Source organism: Pseudarthrobacter arbutini (genome assembly GCF_054510915.1).
Window position 1 is genome coordinate 96,223 of the sequence record NZ_JBTNDQ010000018.1, and the last position, 16,738, is coordinate 112,960.

The following is a 16,738-nucleotide window of genomic DNA, read 5'->3' on the forward strand; positions in this document are numbered from 1 at the left end:
CGTGCGCTGCCCCACACAAAGACGTAATCCATGTCACGGGATAGGCCCCGGTTATGACCCGGGCCTATCCCGGGCGCCTAGCGCAGGGCTTTGCGCAGGCCCATGACACGCTCAACGACTACGACGACGGCCAGGGAGATCAGGATGAGGATGACGGACAGTGCCGCCACGGCTGCGTCGGCAGAGTTCTCCACGTACCGCAGGACCTGCACGGGCAGCGTCGGCAGCCCTGATTCGGCCACAAACAGCGAGATGACTGCTTCGTCGAAGGAGACGATGAACGCTATGACGCCGCCGGCGATGACCCCGGGCTGGATGATCGGCAGGGTGATCCGCCGGAAGACGGTCCAGGACCCTGCCCCGAGAATCCTTGCCGCCGCCTCGCAGGACGTGTCGGTGGTGGCCAGGCTCATCAGCGTTGTCCTGATCACGAACGGGATGGTGATGGCCACGTGGCCGATGATGATGCCGGTGTAGGTGTTGTTCAGGTTCAGCGGACCGAACAGCAGGACCATCCCCAGCGCCAGGACGATGCTGGGGATCAGCAGCGGCGAGAGGAAGAATGACTGCACCGCGGCCTTGGCCTTGAACTCAAACCTGTCCAGCGCCAGTGCCACGGGAACTCCGAGCGCCAAAACGATGACCGTGACGATCACGGCGACTATGAGGCTGACCCGCATGCCGTTCATGAAGGTGCTTTCCTCCGGCAGCATCTCGTACCACTTGAACGTCAGGCCCTCCGGCGGGAAGGACAGGTACTGGTTGGAGGCGAACGAGACAACAAAGACGATCAGCAGCGGCGCCAGGAGGAACAGGTAGAGCAGGAATACCAGGATCCCGAACGCGGGCTTGGCCGGGTTGAACCGCGGCTTGAACAGGCGGGCCTCGGACATGGCTAGCCTCCGATCTTTTTGGTGAGGCGCTGGTACACGGCGATGATCAGGCCGAACAGGACCAGCAGGATGACGGAGAGTGCTGCCGCGAACGGCCAGTTGAGCAGCCCGGTGGTCTGATCGTAGATTTCCGTGGCGAGCACCTGGACGCTGCCGCCGCCGAGGAGGCGCGGGGTGATGAACGTACTGATCGATAACACAAACACCAGCAGGAACGCCGTGAGGATGCCGGGCAGGCTCAACGGAAGAGTCACGCGGCTGAATACCTGCAGCTTGCTGGCGCCCAACGATCCGGCTGCTTCTTCCAGCTGCGGGCTGAGGCGCCCAAAGCCCGAGATCATCGCGAGGATGGCATAGGGCATAAAAATCTCAACCAGGCCGATGGTTACGCCGGTCATGTTGTTGGTCAGCTTGAGCGGCGTATCGATCAGGCCCATTCCGTCCAGCGTGGAGTTGACCAGGCCGTTGGTGCCCAGGATGACCATCCACCCGTAGGTCCGCACAACCGCCGAGGTCAGCAGGGGTGCGATGGCGACGGCGATGAGCAGCCCGCGGTATTTGCTCGTGCTCCGGGCGAGGAAGAGGGCCACCGGGTAGGACACGAGGACGCAGAGCAGTCCCACGGTGACACCCATCTGGAAGGTGTCCAGCGTGACCCGCCAGTAGTACGGATCGGTCAGCGGCTGGATGTACGTGTCCAGCGTGAAGGTTTCCTCGATGACACCGTCCGGCGCACCCTTGTTGAAGGACATCCGGACCATGTAGGCCAGCGGGAAAACAAAGCTGACCACGAGTCCGAGGACGCCCGGTATCAGGAGGGCAAGGTAGGTCCGCCGGTTGCGGCGTCCTGTGGACCTTTCCAGCTCGCCTTCAGCCGCGCCGGCCCGGCGGGCGGCGGGGGCCTCGGTCTGGGTGACGGTCACGCTGCCGGCTCTTTCACTGGGGTGGGCAGCAGGTAGGCATCTTGCTCGTTCCACGAAAGATAGGCTGCGTCGCCCGCATGGGGCAGGTCGCCGCTGGACGTGGGCATCTGGGCTTGCAGGACGCGGTCGCCGGCTTTGACAGCTACGGAGAGGGCATCGCCGGTGTAGTTGACCCGTTCGATGACGCCCGCAATGGTCTCGGTCCCCGCCGGCTGCAGGGACACCCTGAGCCGGTGGGGGCGGATGACGAGTTCATGCGTGGATCCGGTCAGGCCGGGCGCGCCCACCGCACCGAACTGGCCGAGTCCGTCGATGGAGACCCGGTAGTGGGTTTCGCCCTTGGCGGCGGAACCCGTCTCGGAAAGGACCCGGGCGTTGAGGAAGTTCGCCTGGCCGATGAAGTTCGCTACGAACCGCGTCCGCGGCCGTTCGTAGACGTCAGTGGGCGACCCAAACTGTTCGATCAGGCCGCCGTTCATCACGGCGATGCGGTCGGCCATGTCCAGAGCTTCGTCCTGGTCGTGGGTCACGAACAGCGTGGTGGCCCGGGTCCGCTGCTGGATGGAGCGGATCTCGGTCCGCATCGTCTCGCGGAGCTTGGCGTCAAGGTTGGACAGGGGCTCGTCGAGGAGCAGGAGCGTGGGCTCCACTACGAGGGCGCGTGCCAGGGCGATGCGCTGCTGCTGCCCGCCGGACAGTTCCTTGACCTGCCGCTTGGACAGGTGGCCGAGCTGGACCATGTCCAGCGCCCCGGCCACCCGGCGTTTCTGCTCGGACTTTGAGGTCTGGCGCATCTGCAGCCCGAAGGCCACGTTCTGTTCCACGTTCATGTGCGGAAAGAGGGCGTAGGACTGGAACACCATGCCCATGCCGCGCTTGTTCACAGGGGTGTGGGTGATTTCGTTGCCATCCACCACGATGGAACCAGCGGTGGGGTCCATCAGGCCGGCCACCATCCGCAGGGTGGTGGTTTTGCCGCAGCCTGACGGGCCGAGGAGCGCCACCAGGTGCCCCTCCTCCACCTCCATGTTCAGGCGGTCGACGGCCGGGTCAAGACCGACTGCGTATCTCTTGGTCAGATCCACGATCGACAGTTTTGATTCAGTCACGATTTCAGTTCTCCTGAAGCAGGTGGGGGGAGGGCGCCGTGGGGACGGCTACTTGGTGATGATCTGGCGCTTCCAGGTGTCAGTCCACTTGTCCCGGGCGGAGGACAGGAACTCAACATCGAGGGGGACGATGTTCAGGGAGCCGTCAGTGGGAACCACGCGGTCCTTGACGTCCGCCGGCAGGTCGGCGTTGGTCACAGACGGGGCGTAGAAGAGAGCCTTGGCGAAGGCGGTCTGCGCTTCGGCGGAGAGCGCATAGTCAACGAACGTCTGGGCGGCAGCCTTGTTGGGCGCATCCTTGACGACGTTGACGGTGTTGATCTGGTAGACGGTGCCCTCCTTGGGGAAGGTCACACCCATCTTCTTGTTGCTCTGGTCGCTGTAGAACTGGCCGCGGGCGTTCTGTCCCAGTCCCAATACCGTCTGGCCGGTGATCACGTTCTGGTATTCGTCCGGGTTGGGGGCGAACGTCTGGACGCCCGGCGCCATCTCCTTAAGGCGGGCAACCGCCTTGTCGATGCTCTTGGTGTAGTCCTCGCCCTCCATCTTGGACGTGATCGCGGTCAGGGACAGACCCAGCAGCGACGGCGGGGCGTTGACGTTGATCTTGCCTGCGTAGGCCGGATCCCAGAGCACATCCCAGCTCTCAGGCGCCTTGGGGAAAGTTGCCGTGTCATAGAGCAGGCCAACCGCATCCAGCATGACTACCGGACCGAATCCGCCCTTGTTCTTGAACTGCTCAGGTACGTTCGCCAGGTTGGGTACCGCGGCGGCGTCGATCTTGTCGAAGAGTCCCTGCGTGTTGCCCGTAGTGGATACGGAGTTGTCCATGATGGCCACGTCAGTGGCCGGGTTGTTCTTCTGGCCCTGGAGTGCGCTCAGCATTTCGGCGGAGGAGCGCTTGGAGGAGTAATTGATCTTGATGTCCGGGTATTTGGCCTTGAACGGTTCGATCACGGCAGCCGTGTACTGGTCCTGCCAGACACCGGAGTAGGCAATCAGGTTCAGCTCGCCCGACGTGGCGCTGGAGTTTCCGCCGCTGCTGGACCCTGCGCTGCCCCCGCAGCCGGTCAGCACCAGGGCTGCGGCTGTCGCGGCAGCAGCTAATGCGATTTTGCCTTTAGTGATAACTCTCATTTGAGTCTCTTCCTTAGTCAGGAGGGAATCCGTCGGATTCTGGAGGATGCTTCTAAAAGGTATGGAGCGTATATTTCGGGGACGTAAAAGAAAGCGACGCTTTCTGTAAACGGAGTGATTATGCAAAAGCCATATAGAGGCATCATCGCCGCTTATGGATGGAGAGGTATAATCTGCTTGTCACAGAAATTGTGTTCTGAAGATCAACCTAGTGTCCGAGATGTGGATCACACAAAGACCTATTGCGTATCCCTCCATAAAATCCGGATATGACCCGTCGGGGCTTCAGGGCGCCGCAGACGAAAGAAACGCCGGTATGGACACTCGAAAACTCGCCTACTTCGTGAAGATTGTTGACTCAGGGAGCATCACGAAGGCTGCCGCAGCCCTGCACGTGGCCCAGCCTGCCCTGAGCCAGCAGGTCTCCGCACTGGAAACCGAGCTGAAGCAGCGGCTGCTCATCCGCAGCAAGCAGGGCGTGCAGCCCACAGCCGCCGGCCACACGCTCTACCGGCACGCCCAGACCATCCTGCGCCTGGTCGAGCAGGCCCGCCAGGATGTGGCGAGTTCGGGGGCCGCCCCTGCCGGCCGCGTGTCGATAGCGATCGCACCGTACAGCATGGCTTCGAGCCTCACGCCGCGCATTATCAGTGAAGTAGCGCGGCGCTACCCGGACATCGTGCTCCACCTGACGGAGATCTACGGGGGTGTACTGAGCGAGGCGATCAAGAACGGCAGGCTGGACATGGCCCTGATCTACGAGCCTGGGCCCATCCGCGGCGTGCAGTTCACCACCATGATCGTGGAGGATCTTCACCTGGTGGTGAACGGCAAGAACACAGCCGCAGCCAAGTCGGGCGAGATCACCCTCGACGAGGCGGCCGAATTCGGCCTGTTCCTTCCCGAACAGAACCACACGCTGCGTCAGATTGTCGAGACTGGCATGCGGGACAAGGGACTCAGCCTTCGCTTGGTGGGCGAGGTGGAATCAGTGCCTTCCCTGACCCGGCTCCTGCGGGCGGACATGGGCGCCACCATCCTGCCGAAGTCAGCAGCCGACGCGCTTTTCCACGAGGAAGACTTCCGGGTCCTGCGGATTGTTGATCCCGGGCTGCAGTGCAAGATAGCCCTCTGCACCCCGGACCACGAACCGCTGTCAGAGGCGGCATCGGCCGTCCTGATGGTGTTGAAGGAAATGCTCCAGGAAATGCTGAGCGCTAAATACGCGAGGTAGCTGGGACCCACAGTTTTTCCTTATCATGGCACGTGGTTTTGGTCTTAGTAAACGCGCTTCCGCGAAACTAATCTTGAAATGTGAAAGGCCGGATGAACCGGCAATCATTTCTTCATTGGAATTAGTTGATTGGGAGCACGACGTGAAAAAGATCAGCACTGCGCACCGGGTCCCTTCGAGCGGCAGCCGCTTGGCGGCGAGAACCGGATCCCACTGCCCCGCGAACGGGTTCTGGCTTCCCGAAGGACAGCCCGGTCAGGCCGTGTTTGTGTTTGAAGGCAGTATCATGCCCAGGGGTGCGTCAGGGGCGACGCTCTGGCTCCTGGACGAGACCGCCACCGGCCCGGCCGCCTATCCCCTGCCCGGACCACAGCTTCTCGAGACTGTCAAAAACACTGCTACTGACGTGCCCATGATTGCAGCTTCCATGGCCGGCTCGCTGGTTGGCTGAACTCGTTGGTCGGCAGAAATAAGCAGGATCAACACCAGGCGTAACCGGACACCTCTGGCGTCGACGACCGTGAAGGCAGGGAAAGCCTGGGCCAGCCGCGGAAAATGTCAGACCCCCGCTGGATGATTTAGACATGGGAAACCCAGCAGTGGCGAAGGCATTCACGGACATCAATGCCGCTATTGCTGTGCTTACTGCCGTTGTGGCTGAATCAGGCTCCGATGCGTTTTATCGGGGCGATCCGCGGCACGGGTTGGCCGAAGATTGCCTGGACATTCTGGCCGGGGCGGCGGCGTCGGATGCGCGGATGGCTGCCCTGAAAGCCCAGGCCGCCGCGAAATTCGCTAAAACGGCGGAATCTGTAGCGCCTCCCGGCGCCTCACCCGGGGAAGGTTCGGCGCAAGAGGCCGCGGTGACCGCGGAGGTCGCATGCGTCCTGACCATCGGCGAACGGGCCGCAAGTGCGCTGCTGAACCAGTCACAACTGCTGACGACCGCTTTGCCGCTGACGCTGTCCGCTCTGCAAGCGGGCACCATCTCGTGGCAGCACGCGCGGGCCATGGTAGACGAAGCCGCAACCCTTGACCCGGCCGGGGCCGCAGCTCTGGAGGCCCACTTTTTGGACCCGGATGCGCCGAACCCCCGCCCGAGGCTGTCCCGCCGGGGAAATGCCGGCGTCCCGGTTCCGTCACAAGGCACGTACCTGGCGCGAACGCCACCACACCGAGAGCATCGAGAAGCGGCACGCCAAAGGCGTCCTTGACCGCCGGGTCGAGTACGCCCCGGATCAGGACGGGATGGCCTGGCTTTCGGCCTACCTCCCCGCGGATCAGGCGGCAGCAATCTGGAATCGGACCACTGCCGTCGCCCGTGGTTTGCAGGGCCCGGACGAGCCCCTGACCCTCACACAGCTACGCGCCGACGTCCTCGCCGCCGCCCTTCTCAGCAGCGGTAACCCGGCAGAACATGATCCCGGGCAGGTTCCGCCGCCCCGGGCCCTCGTGATGGTGACGGTCCCGGTGTTTTCACTGCTCGGCGCCACCGAGGAGCCTGCGATGCTTGACGGCTACGGTCCGATCCCCGCGTCGATGGCAAGGGATCTCGTGGCGAACGGGGCCGATTCGTTCTACCGGGTCCTGGTTGACCCGCGGGACGGGGCGCCCCTGGAGATCGGTCGAGCCAACTACCGTCTCACCAAGGCCATGCGGAACTGGCTCCGGCTGCGCGACGGTAAGTGCCCGTTCCCGGGCTGTTCCAACCACTCCCTGGACAACGAAGCAGACCACATCCTCGCCTGGCATAAGGGCGGAACTACTGGTGTATCGAATTTGGGACAGCCCTGCCCCAAACATCACCGCCTGAGACACACCAGCGCCTGGCGACCCACAGCGGCGAGCAAGAACGAACCACCCGGCTGGATATCGCCCACGGGCCGGCACTACAAGAGCGAACACCAGGATTGGGAACCACCACACTGGCCAAAAGGACTGAAACCGGAGCTGACATCAAACGGGCACGCGCCATACTCCGCCCCGCGTGATGCCCCCGGCTGCCAGCCGGACATTGTGCACCTCGGGATATCCCTCGGTGAGGGCCGATTGGAACGATTCCTCCACGCCCGCGCCTGAGCGCCTGACCGCTGCCCGACACACAGACAAGACGGACAGACAGACAGCACCACGCAGAATCCACCCGGCGGTCCACTCTGCGGCGGCACTGTCAGGTCTGCGGCGTCGCTGTCAGCTCTGCGGCGGCACTGCCAGGCGCGGAGGAGCCGTTGCTAGGCCTGTTCGACCAGCAGGCCCTTGGCCTTGAGCACCTCGGTGAGGTTGCACAGCTCGATGGTAGTGCCGCCGGCCTTGTACAGGCCGATAAGTTCGCGCTCGGCGTCGTCGCGCTCCTGGGAGAGCCTGATGACATCTTCCACTTCGTCCTTGCGCACCACAACCACGCCGTCGGCGTCGCCGCGCAGGATGTCACCGGGGTAGATGATCTCGTCCCCAAAAACCACAGGGTGGTTGATGGGGCCGATGGTTTCCTTGACCGTTCCCTTAATGCTGACGCTGCCGGAGAACACCGGCAGGCCCAGTTCGATGAGGTCCTGGGTGTCGCGGACGCCTGAGTCCGTCACCATGGCTGCAAGGCCCTTGGCCTTCATGGCGTTGCCCAGGACGTCGCCAAACGTCCCGGCCTCTTCGAACTCGCCCGCGGCAACCAGGACAACGTCGCCTGGCTCCGCATAATGGATGGCAACCTGCAGCATCAGGTTGTCGCGGGGTGCGCAGCGGACCGTTGTGGCGGGTCCACAGAAGGACATGCTGCGGTCAATCGGCTTGATCTTCGAGCTGAGCGCACCCTTCCTGCCCTGGGCTTCGTGGATGGTGGCAGAGGAGAACTTGGACAGCCTGAGGACGGCGTCCGCCGTCGGCCTGTCAACGTTTGTCTTGACGTGGATCATGTGGTGTCCTTCGGTTTGGGGATTGATCAGCTGAGGGCTTGGACGGCTTTGTCGATGGCGGCGACAGCCTCTTCGATGACGGCCAGGCGGGTCGCATACGAGATCCGGAAGTACGGCCCGAGCCCATAAGCGGAGCCCGCAATGGCAGCGACGGATGCCTGGTCGAGCAGGTAGAGCACAAAGTCCTGGTCATCTCGGATGACGCTGCCGTCCGGCGTCGTCTTCCCAAGTACCCCGCCGCAGTTCACGTACGCGTAGAAGGCCCCATCCGGCGTCGAACATGACAGCCCTGAGATCGCGTTCAAGCCTGCGACGGCGGCGTCCCGGCGGCTGCGGTACACCTCGCCGCTGGTGCGGATGAAGGACTGGTCGCCGGTGAGGGCGGCCGCAGCCGCCGCCTGGCTGACCGACGACGGGCACGAGGAGATCTGTGACTGCAGCTTGTTGATGGCACCGATCAGGCCCGCCGGACCCGCGCCGTAGCCGAGCCTCCAGCCCGTCATGGCGTACGCCTTGGAGACGCCGTTGATCACCAGGACGCGGTCCTTCAGTTCGGGAGCCGCTTCCACGAGGCCTGTCAGCTTGCCTGTGCCGAAGTAGATCTGGTCGTAGATTTCGTCGGTCAGGACAAAGACGTGCGGGAAGCCGGCCAGGACCTCCGCGAGCGCGCGCAGTTCGGCGCGCGAGTAGACGGCTCCGGTGGGGTTGGAGGGTGTGTTCAGGATCAGCCACTTGGTCCGGTCGGTGATGGCACCGCGCAGGGCGTCGGGCGTCAGCTTGAACCCCGATTCCTCGCCGCACGGGACGATCACCGGCCGGCCGTCATTGGCCAGGACCATGTCCGGGTAGGAAACCCAGTACGGCGCGGGGATGATGACCTCGTCGCCTTCGTCCAGGGAAGCCATGAACGCGGTGAAGATGACCTGCTTGGCCCCGCCGCCGATGGTTATTTCGTTGGCAGAGTATTGCAGGCCGGTGCTCAGCTCCAGGGTCTGAAGGATGGCCTTCTGCAGGGCCGGCGTCCCGGTCACGGAGGTGTACTTGGTTTCGCCGGCGGCTATTGCCTGCACGGCCGCGGCCTTGATGTGCTCCGGCGTATCGAAGTCCGGTTCCCCCACGGTGAGGTCAAGAATGCTGCGGCCCTCTGCTTTGAGCTCCCGGACGCGGGCAGCAGCGGCCACACTTGGAGACGATTTGATGCGTGAAACACGCGATGCAGGCACGAATTCAGACATGTTCTCTTCCAATGGTTCATCAGTGAGGGGACTTGTGTCTTCGAGCCTATGGACTGCAGGCGGCTGTGGATAAGACGTATTCTGCGTGGACGGATAAGGAAGCCTTATGGCCCCGACCCCACACGATTCACTTATTGCCGCACCGGATTTAGGTATTTCCCGTGAGCCGCGGACGCGCCTAGCGTTGTGCGTACTGTTCAAGGGAGAGGAACCGATGGCCCGCCACCAACCAGCAACGGCAAGGGACGGCGGGACACTGCGGCGCCCGGTGCGATCCTCAGCCCGGGGAGGCTACCGCTATCGGGGCGATCAACGCCGGCAAGCGGCGGACCAGCAACGGGTGGAGTTCAGCCGGTTGCTCACGGACAAGCAGGGCGCCATCCGCTTCCGGTCGAGCCGGATCCGGTCTCTTGGGGCAAGCCTCAACCAACTGGTGGCGCAGGCCCTCCGGGACGGTACTCCCGTCGCGGACCTGGTCCGGATCACCCACCTGCCCGCCCTGGCGGTGCGGCGGACCGGCCGCGCCTTCGACGATCTGCAGCCGACAGGGCTGGCGGCGGCCGAGCACCTCAGGGCGATCTCACACCTGCTGCGGGAACTGACCGCCTTGGAGGACTCGAAGGCAGCAGTTGAAGTGGAGCGCCTGCACCTGCTTGCCGAGGCCAGCAAGCGGCAGATTCTGGACGAATTTCAGCTGGCATCCCTGACGGGGCTCAGGCCTGAACAGATCAAGAAAATGACCCGCGGTGTCGCGGCGCAGCCACGCAGGAACTTCGCGGACCACCGCGCAACCGGCTGACCGGCTAACTGGTTAGCTGGCCGTGATCACCAGGGCAACGCTGTGTCCGCCGAAGCCAAAAGCGTTCACCAGGCCGGCGGGGGCGGAGCCGGGCGCCAGCGTGTGGGCATTCTCAGTGACGATGTTCAGGTTCACTTCGGGGTCCAGCGCCTCGACGTTCGCGGTTCCGGGGAGCTGACCTGTCTGCAGGGCCTGGACCACCACAACCGCCGCGAGCGCACCGGCGCCGCCAAGCAGGTGGCCGGTGTGGCCTTTGGTGGAGGTCACGGGCACGTCGGCACCGAAAATGGCGTTGATGGCCTGGGCTTCCAGCCGGTCCCCTACCGGGGTGGAGGTGGCGTGCGCATGGACGAAGCCGATCTCCGAAGCCTGCATTCCGGCCGACTCCAGGGCCTTCTGCATGACCCGCCGCTGCATGGCAGGGTCCGCGGCCACGATGTCGTTGGCGTCGGAGGTTACCGCCCCGCCGGCCACTGCGCCGAGGATGGCGGCGCCGCGCGCCCGGGCGTGGGCTTCACTCTCAAGCACCACAATGCCGGCGCCTTCCGCGAGGACAAAGCCGTCGCGGCCGCCGTCGAACGGGCGCGATGCGAGCTGGGGTTCGCCGTTGCGCGTGGAGAGTGCCCGAATCTGGGAGAAACCGGTGATCACCAGGTCGTTGACGGAAGCGTCCACGCCGCCGGCAATCACGACGTCGGCCGCGCCGGAGCGGATCATTTCGGCGCCCTGGACAATTGCTTCCGCGCCGGACGCGCAGGCGCTGACCGGGGTCCGGGCTCCGCCGCGGGCGCCGAGGTCAATGGAGACCCAGGCCGCGGGGCCGTTGACCATAAGCCGGGTGAGGGTGTGCGGCGAGACCCGGCGCGGGCCGCCGCTGGCGAGCGCACGGTCCTGTTCGAGGGTGGAGCCCAGGCCGCCGTAGGCGGAGCCGATCACCACGGCGAACCGTTCGGGGTCGACGTCGGGCGCCCCGGCCTGCTGCCAGGCTTCGCGGGCAGCCACCAGCGCCAGTTGCCCGCACCGGTCCATGCGCTTCAGCTCGCGCGTGGTGAGATGCTCCGAGAGATCCGCGGTGACCTGTCCGGCGATGCGCACGGGCAGTTGTTCCGCCCAGTCCTCGTCCAGTGCGGCGATGCCGGACTGTCCCGCCAGCAGGCCGGTCCAGGTTTCCGCCACACTGGAGCCGAGCGGGTTGATGGTGCCGGCGCCGGTGATCAGCGCGCGGGGTTGGTCTGCAGGCATTGGTCGCTACTTTGCGGGGTTGTGGGTGCCGATGGGCACGAGGGTCAGATCGGGGTGGTTCTTCTCGATCCGGCGCAGGGCCCAGACGTCGTTGAACAAGGCGAGGTATTCGCCGTCGGACCTCAACAGCACCTCGGCGCCGGGGACGTTGGCCAGCGCCGGCATGGCGTCCGCCGTCGAAATCCTGGCGATGGAGTACGGCAGGCGCTCCAACCGCATGGGGGCGCTGAAGTCGTGCGCCATGCGGTCCTCCACCACCTCGAACTGCATGGGGCCGACGGCGGCAAGCACCGGCGCCTGGTCGCCGCGGACGTCGGAGCGGAGCACCTGAATGACGCCCTCGTGCTCGAGCTGCTCGATGCCGCGGCGGAACTGCTTGAACTTGCTGGGGTCCTTGGACCGGGCCACCTGGAAGTGTTCGGGGGCGAACAGCGGGATGGCCGGGTATTCCACCGCGCCTTCGAGGAAGAGGCTGTCGCCCACGCGCAGTGTGGAGGCGTTGACCAGGCCCACGACGTCGCCGGGGTAGGCCTCGTCGATGACCTCGCGTTCGCGGCCGAACACCTGCTGGGCGTACTTGGTGGCGAAGGACTTTCCGGTGCGGGTCTGGGTGACCACCATGCCGCGTTCAAAGACTCCGGAGCAGACGCGGATGAAGGCGACATGGTCGCGGTGGGCCTTGTTCATGCCGGCCTGGACCTTGAAGACAAAGCCGGAGAATGATGATTCAACCGGGCGCGGGGTGCCCTCAACGTCGGGCCGGGGCGCGGCGTGCGGCGCGAAGTCCACCAGGGCGTCGAGCAGTTCCTTCACGCCGAAGTTCAGGGCGGCGGAGCTGAACAGGATGGGGGTGGCGGTGCCTGCGTGAAAGGCGTCGACGTCGAATTCGAGGTTGGACTCGATGACCAGGCCGGCCTCGTCGACGGCGTCGGTCCAGTTGTTGCCCTGCGTCTCCGCGGCCTCTTCGGGCGTGAAGTACTCGGTCAGCGCGATGTTGGCGCCGGAATTGTTGCGCTGGAAGCGGGCGAAGCGGTCCTGGCGGAGGTCCCAGACACCGCGGAAGTCACCGGAGATGCCCACGGCCCAGGTCAGCGGCATGGGCTGCAGGCCGGTGCGCTCGGTGAGCTCGTCCATCAGCGCCAGCGCGTCCAGGCCGGGCCGGTCCCACTTGTTGATCACGGTGATGATGGGCAGGTTGCGCTGTTTGCAGACCTCAAACAGCTTCATGGTCTGCGTTTCCAGGCCCTTGGCGGCGTCCACGAGCATCACTGCGCAGTCGACGGCGGCCAGGACCCGGTAGGTGTCCTCGGAGAAGTCCGCGTGGCCGGGGGTGTCCAGCAGGTTGATGACGGTGTCCCGGTAGGAGAACTGCAGGGCGGCGGAGCTGATGGAAATACCGCGGTCCTTCTCCATCTGCATCCAGTCCGAGACCGTTTCCTTGCGGTTGGCCTTGCCGCTGGAGGCGCCGGCGGTTCCGATCACCTTCGCATGCAGGGCCAGGGCCTCGGTGAGGGTGGACTTGCCGGCGTCAGGGTGCGAAATGACAGCAAAGGTCCGACGCCGGGCCGCCTGTTTGTGAATCTCGTTGACCCGGGCGGGGCTAAGGACATCTTGGGACACGGTGCTACTTTCGCTGCGGTGGGGTTACCCCAAGGCGCTCGGCAGGCCTCAAGGGGAAGCATGGCTCTGTGACAGCCAAGTTCCAAGTTTATCGCAGTGCGGGCTGGCTCCGAAGGTGGCAGCTTGTCGCCCCCGAAACCAGCAGTTCAAGACTGCGAAACCCGTCCGGCTAGCTTGGGCGCATGATCCGGGAGCCGGGACCTTGAGTGGCTCCTGCGCCGTCGGGCACGCTGACCCGTAGGTGAGCCGCTGGACGGCAGCCGCTGTGTCCAAGCGGCCGGGCGTGTATGGCGATTTGCCGTCCCGTTGAAGGAACGCTGAACGGACAGTTTTATGGGCGGAGCGAATGCGACCGTTGCCGGTCGGCAGTTGCCTTCCGTCTTTTCCGGCACTGTCGGCATTGCGACACAGTGCCCGTCCAACCCGGCGGGCCCAGCTCGCCGTGTTCCTCCAGCCTCGGCAGCCAGAGGTCCATCGTCGCGGCCAGGTACTTCCCGGAGGGCCGGCCCGCGAGGTTCCAGATGCGGATCAGGGCCGTGAGCGTGTCATACCCGTACGGCCGCGGCCGCGGCTTGCGCGCCCCCGCCTTGGCCGGTCCCTTGCCTTCCTGGCCGCCGTCAAGGCCCGCCGCGCGTTGGCCGCGACCAGCCCGTCGTCGCGACCAGATGGTCCAGCATCACACCCTTGGCCTTCTTGGACGCCTTGGCGTACTCCGCGGCGTGCTTCTTCGTGATCTCCCGGCGCGCACCCATCGACGATGACTGACCCATCCGCCGAGCCCACCGCAGCGCCCGGACGGTGGCCGGCATTTCGCGAGCATTTATCAGATGAGGCACGCACCCCATTTTCGCGAGCACTTTAGATGAGTCTTGTCGCGACGTGTTGGGCCGGAGTATAACTGGGAGCCTGAGCAGTAGTCCAGCTGGGGCGCATTGTCGCATGGCGCCCCTAGGCAGGTTTGGATCACAAACTAGGAGGATTACCATGGTTCGCCGCATGCTTGTCGTACTTCTGGCCGCAGCCCTGATGTGGGTCGGAGCACCGGCCTTCGCCGCCGGACCCATAACGGAGACCATCAACGAGAAGGGTCTCGTCGAGACCTTCGTTGACGTGGTGCCCAGCTGCGAAGGGGGCGGGCCGCTTTACACGATCACTGCCACCAGCAACTTCGTGGTCCACGAAACGATCTTCGCTGACGGCCGGGTTCACGCCACGTTCACCCAGACAGGGACCTTCGTCGCCGTGCCGCTCACGGCGGGCCTTCCGAGCTACACAGGCAAGTTCACGGTCTGGGGCGGCTTCAACGACAACGGCAAGGTCGTCGAAGGCACATTCACCTTCAACGTGCGCGGGACAGGATCTGACGGGTCGACATTCAAGAACCATGTCAACGAACACTTCAACGTCCGACCGAACGGCACGGTCAACGAATTCTTCAACTGCCACTGAGAGCCCGACGCGACCGATGCCCCGCCGGCCCCACATCGGACCGGGCGGGTGGAGCATCGCGACTGGCTCCCAAGATCGACTCGCTCCGCATGACGCTGTCCGGAGGGTGACGCACATCCACGGGCGGGCGGGTCGAGGTAGACCTTCTGTCGGGAGCGTGCGCTCGTCATGTTTTTGGAGACAGGCCGAATTAAGGGGCACGGTACTGTGCTTGGAAGGGGCTGCCCCGTCTTGTTGTACTCCTGGTCGCCGGGACCAACTTGAGAGACTTCTTGATCAGTTTGATAGGCGTGCCGATGCGAAGTAGAGGCGGTGGTTGGGCCCCCGTTAGCAGTCCAGCGGCTATGCGATGGCTGACTGGTTTTCCTGCGTCCACGTATCCCAGTAGCGGATCGGCGTCATGCCGTCCAGGGATCCGTGGGCCGTTCAAGATTGTAGATAGCTTTCCATTCCTCGGCTAAGTATTTGGCTTCGGCCATGGTTGTGACTGTTAACCGGGAATGGCGGTTAAATCACAGTTTGAATGGCGGTTTGCCGTCCCGTTGAAGGAACGTCTACCGACACGTTCATCGGACTATACGGGGTCGACGCGTGCGGCAGAAGCTGCCGTTCGAGGACAACTAGTGTGGAGACCCGGTCACCGTCGCTCGACCGTCAGGCGATGGGCCTCTGCAGGCTGGGCGGGGGACTTCCAGATCAGCCATCCCCACCACAGTTGAACCGCTCCGAACAGCGCCCCGGAGAGCACTCCGGCGACGGGAATGAAAGGTCCGCCCAGAGCCAGGTACGCCGGGCCGCTGACGGCCAGCAGCACTCCGGCCGCGCGAGGAAATAGTGCCGCACGCGCGGCGGCCACTCCAATGACCGCCAGGCCGAGCACCCACCCGAGCGCTAGCAGCCCGGCCCCAATAGCCAGCCAAGATGTGAACATCGGCCCGTTGAGCTCCAACAACTGTGGGTCTCTGTCCGCCAGCACAGGAAAAACCAACGCTTCGAAGAAGCCAATGGCGGAACCGCCTATTGCGCCGGCGAAGGAGAACACTAATCCCACATGCCCTAACCGGCGTAGCTGGCCGTTGTGAACGGCGACGAGGCCGGCAGCACCGATGAACGCCAATGCAAACACAAAGATGCTCGCGACATGGATGGGCTGCCACACCTCCGTGTCCCGTACAACCTCATCAACGGGACGGTCAAAGATGCTTGGGTGCAAAGGCACGAGAGCAGCGGTGACTGCACCACTCACCGCAAGGGAGATGGCGGAAACGCGGACAGACACCTGCACTACGGCCACTCCCACAGTCTACTGCGCTACCCCTTCGCGGCAATGCCGCCTGACCGCGCCGCGCATAGAGCGGGCGCACTGAGGCGGGCGAATGTGTTGTCCGGCGCCGCGGGAGGCACACGTAGCTCTCGTCCACCCTGCAGAGTGCCCCGGTGAAGGATCCCCAAACGGGACTCCGACGCGGGAGACAGCGATGGAATGGCTCCGTCCCATAACTGAAGCCATCGGACAAATCTGCGTGAAAGACTCGCATAGTGAATGATGACTCAGAAGGTGCCTTGCACCATATCGAACTGTGGGTTCCTGATCTCCAAAGAGCCACGGCTGAGTGGGGCTGGATCTTGTCCACGTTGGGGTACGAGACCTATCAGACTTGGCCGCATGGAATCAGTTGGCTGAGGGGCTCTACCTACATAGTTCTGGAAGAATCGCCGGACTTGAGTGGCCGGCATCATTATCGAACAGCGCCTGGTTTGAATCACCTTGCATTCCATGCTGGTAGCCGATTACGCGTGGACGCGCTGGCTGGAGACAGTGCTGAGTATGGCTGGGCGCCGTTGTTCCCGGAGAAGTATCCACACGCAGGCGGACCGGACCATTACGCCGCCTACCTTGCGAACTCAGACGGCTTCGAAATTGAGCTCGTGGCCACGCATTAGGACCACTGGCTACCGATGTCTTCAAAACTGTCCCGTTGAGGGTTCCCCCTACGGACGGACTTTGGCCCGCTTCCATCGACAAGCTGCGGTCCAGCCGTTACTTTTCTCCACGCGGCCTTAGCGTACGTTTTTTTCCTTTTTCTGAAGCGACCCCTTGTACGGCGCGATTTTCGGCCTCGTCGTCCTGAAGCTGCTGCTCGGCACCGTCCTGCTTGCCGGGCGCCGTCGCCCCGCACCCTGACGG

General features: G+C 64.1%; 15 protein-coding genes and 2 pseudogenes. 6 read left to right on the top strand and 11 right to left on the bottom strand.

The window, feature by feature from the left end; all coding sequences use genetic code 11:
* Window positions 1–77: 77 nt before the first annotated feature.
* The 4 genes from ACX80V_RS18785 to ACX80V_RS18800 are packed head-to-tail and all read right to left on the bottom strand — an operon-like array spanning window position 78 to window position 4,062.
* The gene (locus ACX80V_RS18785; protein ID WP_160676873.1) at window positions 78–893 is read right to left on the bottom strand and encodes an ABC transporter permease; all 816 of its coding nucleotides are present in this window, start codon (window positions 891–893) and stop codon (window positions 78–80) included.
* 2 nt (window positions 894–895) lie between these two features.
* A complete protein-coding gene (locus tag ACX80V_RS18790; protein ID WP_485844429.1) occupies window positions 896–1,816 on the bottom strand; it encodes an ABC transporter permease in 921 nt (306 codons plus the stop codon).
* On the bottom strand, window positions 1,813–2,925 hold the full coding sequence (locus ACX80V_RS18795; RefSeq protein ID WP_485844430.1) for an ABC transporter ATP-binding protein: 1,113 nt from the start codon (window positions 2,923–2,925) through the stop codon (window positions 1,813–1,815). The genes ACX80V_RS18790 and ACX80V_RS18795 overlap by 4 nt, the downstream gene beginning before the upstream one ends.
* A 48-nt stretch (window positions 2,926–2,973) precedes the next feature.
* Window positions 2,974–4,062 carry an ABC transporter substrate-binding protein gene (locus ACX80V_RS18800; RefSeq protein WP_485844431.1) on the bottom strand — a complete coding sequence of 363 codons (1,089 nt, stop codon included), beginning with the start codon at window positions 4,060–4,062 and terminating at the stop codon, window positions 2,974–2,976.
* A gap of 316 nt (window positions 4,063–4,378) precedes the next feature.
* On the opposite strand from ACX80V_RS18800, the gene nac reads away from it, so the two are divergent.
* The 3 genes and pseudogenes from nac to ACX80V_RS18815 all read left to right on the top strand — a co-directional run bounded on the left by nac (window position 4,379) and on the right by ACX80V_RS18815 (window position 7,375).
* Window positions 4,379–5,296 carry a nitrogen assimilation transcriptional regulator NAC gene (gene nac, locus ACX80V_RS18805; protein ID WP_485844432.1) on the top strand — a complete coding sequence of 306 codons (918 nt, stop codon included), beginning with the start codon at window positions 4,379–4,381 and terminating at the stop codon, window positions 5,294–5,296.
* Between the two features lie 286 nt (window positions 5,297–5,582).
* Window positions 5,583–5,747: a hypothetical protein gene (locus tag ACX80V_RS18810; protein WP_485844433.1), complete on the top strand. Its 165-nt coding sequence runs from the start codon at window positions 5,583–5,585 to the stop codon at window positions 5,745–5,747.
* A gap of 133 nt (window positions 5,748–5,880) precedes the next feature.
* A pseudogene (locus ACX80V_RS18815) lies at window positions 5,881–7,375 on the top strand (HNH endonuclease signature motif containing protein).
* 152 nt (window positions 7,376–7,527) lie between these two features.
* On the opposite strand, the gene ACX80V_RS18820 reads toward ACX80V_RS18815, so the two are convergent.
* Both ACX80V_RS18820 and ACX80V_RS18825 read right to left on the bottom strand, forming a co-directional pair.
* A complete protein-coding gene (locus tag ACX80V_RS18820; RefSeq protein ID WP_485844434.1) occupies window positions 7,528–8,205 on the bottom strand; it encodes a 4-carboxy-4-hydroxy-2-oxoadipate aldolase/oxaloacetate decarboxylase in 678 nt (225 codons plus the stop codon).
* A 26-nt stretch (window positions 8,206–8,231) separates the two neighbouring features.
* Window positions 8,232–9,440, bottom strand: coding sequence for an aspartate transaminase (locus ACX80V_RS18825; protein ID WP_485844435.1), 1,209 nt, complete (start codon window positions 9,438–9,440; stop codon window positions 8,232–8,234).
* A 268-nt stretch (window positions 9,441–9,708) separates the two neighbouring features.
* On the opposite strand from ACX80V_RS18825, the gene ACX80V_RS18830 reads away from it, so the two are divergent.
* Window positions 9,709–10,239 (top strand): hypothetical protein, encoded by a 531-nt coding sequence (locus ACX80V_RS18830; protein ID WP_485844436.1) that lies wholly within the window; start codon window positions 9,709–9,711, stop codon window positions 10,237–10,239.
* Window positions 10,240–10,251: 12 nt separating this feature from the next.
* Here the strand turns inward: ACX80V_RS18830 and ACX80V_RS18835 are convergent, their stop codons facing one another.
* From ACX80V_RS18835 to ACX80V_RS18845, 3 genes are all read right to left on the bottom strand, one after another.
* The gene (locus tag ACX80V_RS18835; RefSeq protein WP_485844437.1) at window positions 10,252–11,481 is read right to left on the bottom strand and encodes a beta-ketoacyl-[acyl-carrier-protein] synthase family protein; all 1,230 of its coding nucleotides are present in this window, start codon (window positions 11,479–11,481) and stop codon (window positions 10,252–10,254) included.
* Between the two features lie 6 nt (window positions 11,482–11,487).
* Window positions 11,488–13,101: a peptide chain release factor 3 gene (locus ACX80V_RS18840; RefSeq protein WP_485844438.1), complete on the bottom strand. Its 1,614-nt coding sequence runs from the start codon at window positions 13,099–13,101 to the stop codon at window positions 11,488–11,490.
* Between the two features lie 617 nt (window positions 13,102–13,718).
* Entirely contained in the window at window positions 13,719–13,937 is a 219-nt protein-coding gene (locus ACX80V_RS18845) for a hypothetical protein (protein WP_157768957.1), read from the bottom strand.
* A gap of 160 nt (window positions 13,938–14,097) precedes the next feature.
* Between ACX80V_RS18845 and ACX80V_RS18850 the strand changes: the two genes are divergently transcribed.
* Window positions 14,098–14,550 (top strand): hypothetical protein, encoded by a 453-nt coding sequence (locus ACX80V_RS18850; RefSeq protein ID WP_485844439.1) that lies wholly within the window; start codon window positions 14,098–14,100, stop codon window positions 14,548–14,550.
* Window positions 14,551–14,892: 342 nt separating this feature from the next.
* Here the strand turns inward: ACX80V_RS18850 and ACX80V_RS18855 are convergent.
* Both ACX80V_RS18855 and ACX80V_RS18860 read right to left on the bottom strand, forming a co-directional pair.
* A pseudogene (locus ACX80V_RS18855) lies at window positions 14,893–15,032 on the bottom strand (IS3 family transposase); the annotation flags it as partial.
* 155 nt (window positions 15,033–15,187) lie between these two features.
* Window positions 15,188–15,844 carry a hypothetical protein gene (locus ACX80V_RS18860; protein WP_485844440.1) on the bottom strand — a complete coding sequence of 219 codons (657 nt, stop codon included), beginning with the start codon at window positions 15,842–15,844 and terminating at the stop codon, window positions 15,188–15,190.
* 245 nt (window positions 15,845–16,089) lie between these two features.
* Between ACX80V_RS18860 and ACX80V_RS18865 the strand changes: the two genes are divergently transcribed.
* Window positions 16,090–16,494, top strand: coding sequence for a VOC family protein (locus tag ACX80V_RS18865; protein WP_485844441.1), 405 nt, complete (start codon window positions 16,090–16,092; stop codon window positions 16,492–16,494).
* Window positions 16,495–16,738 lie beyond the last annotated feature (244 nt).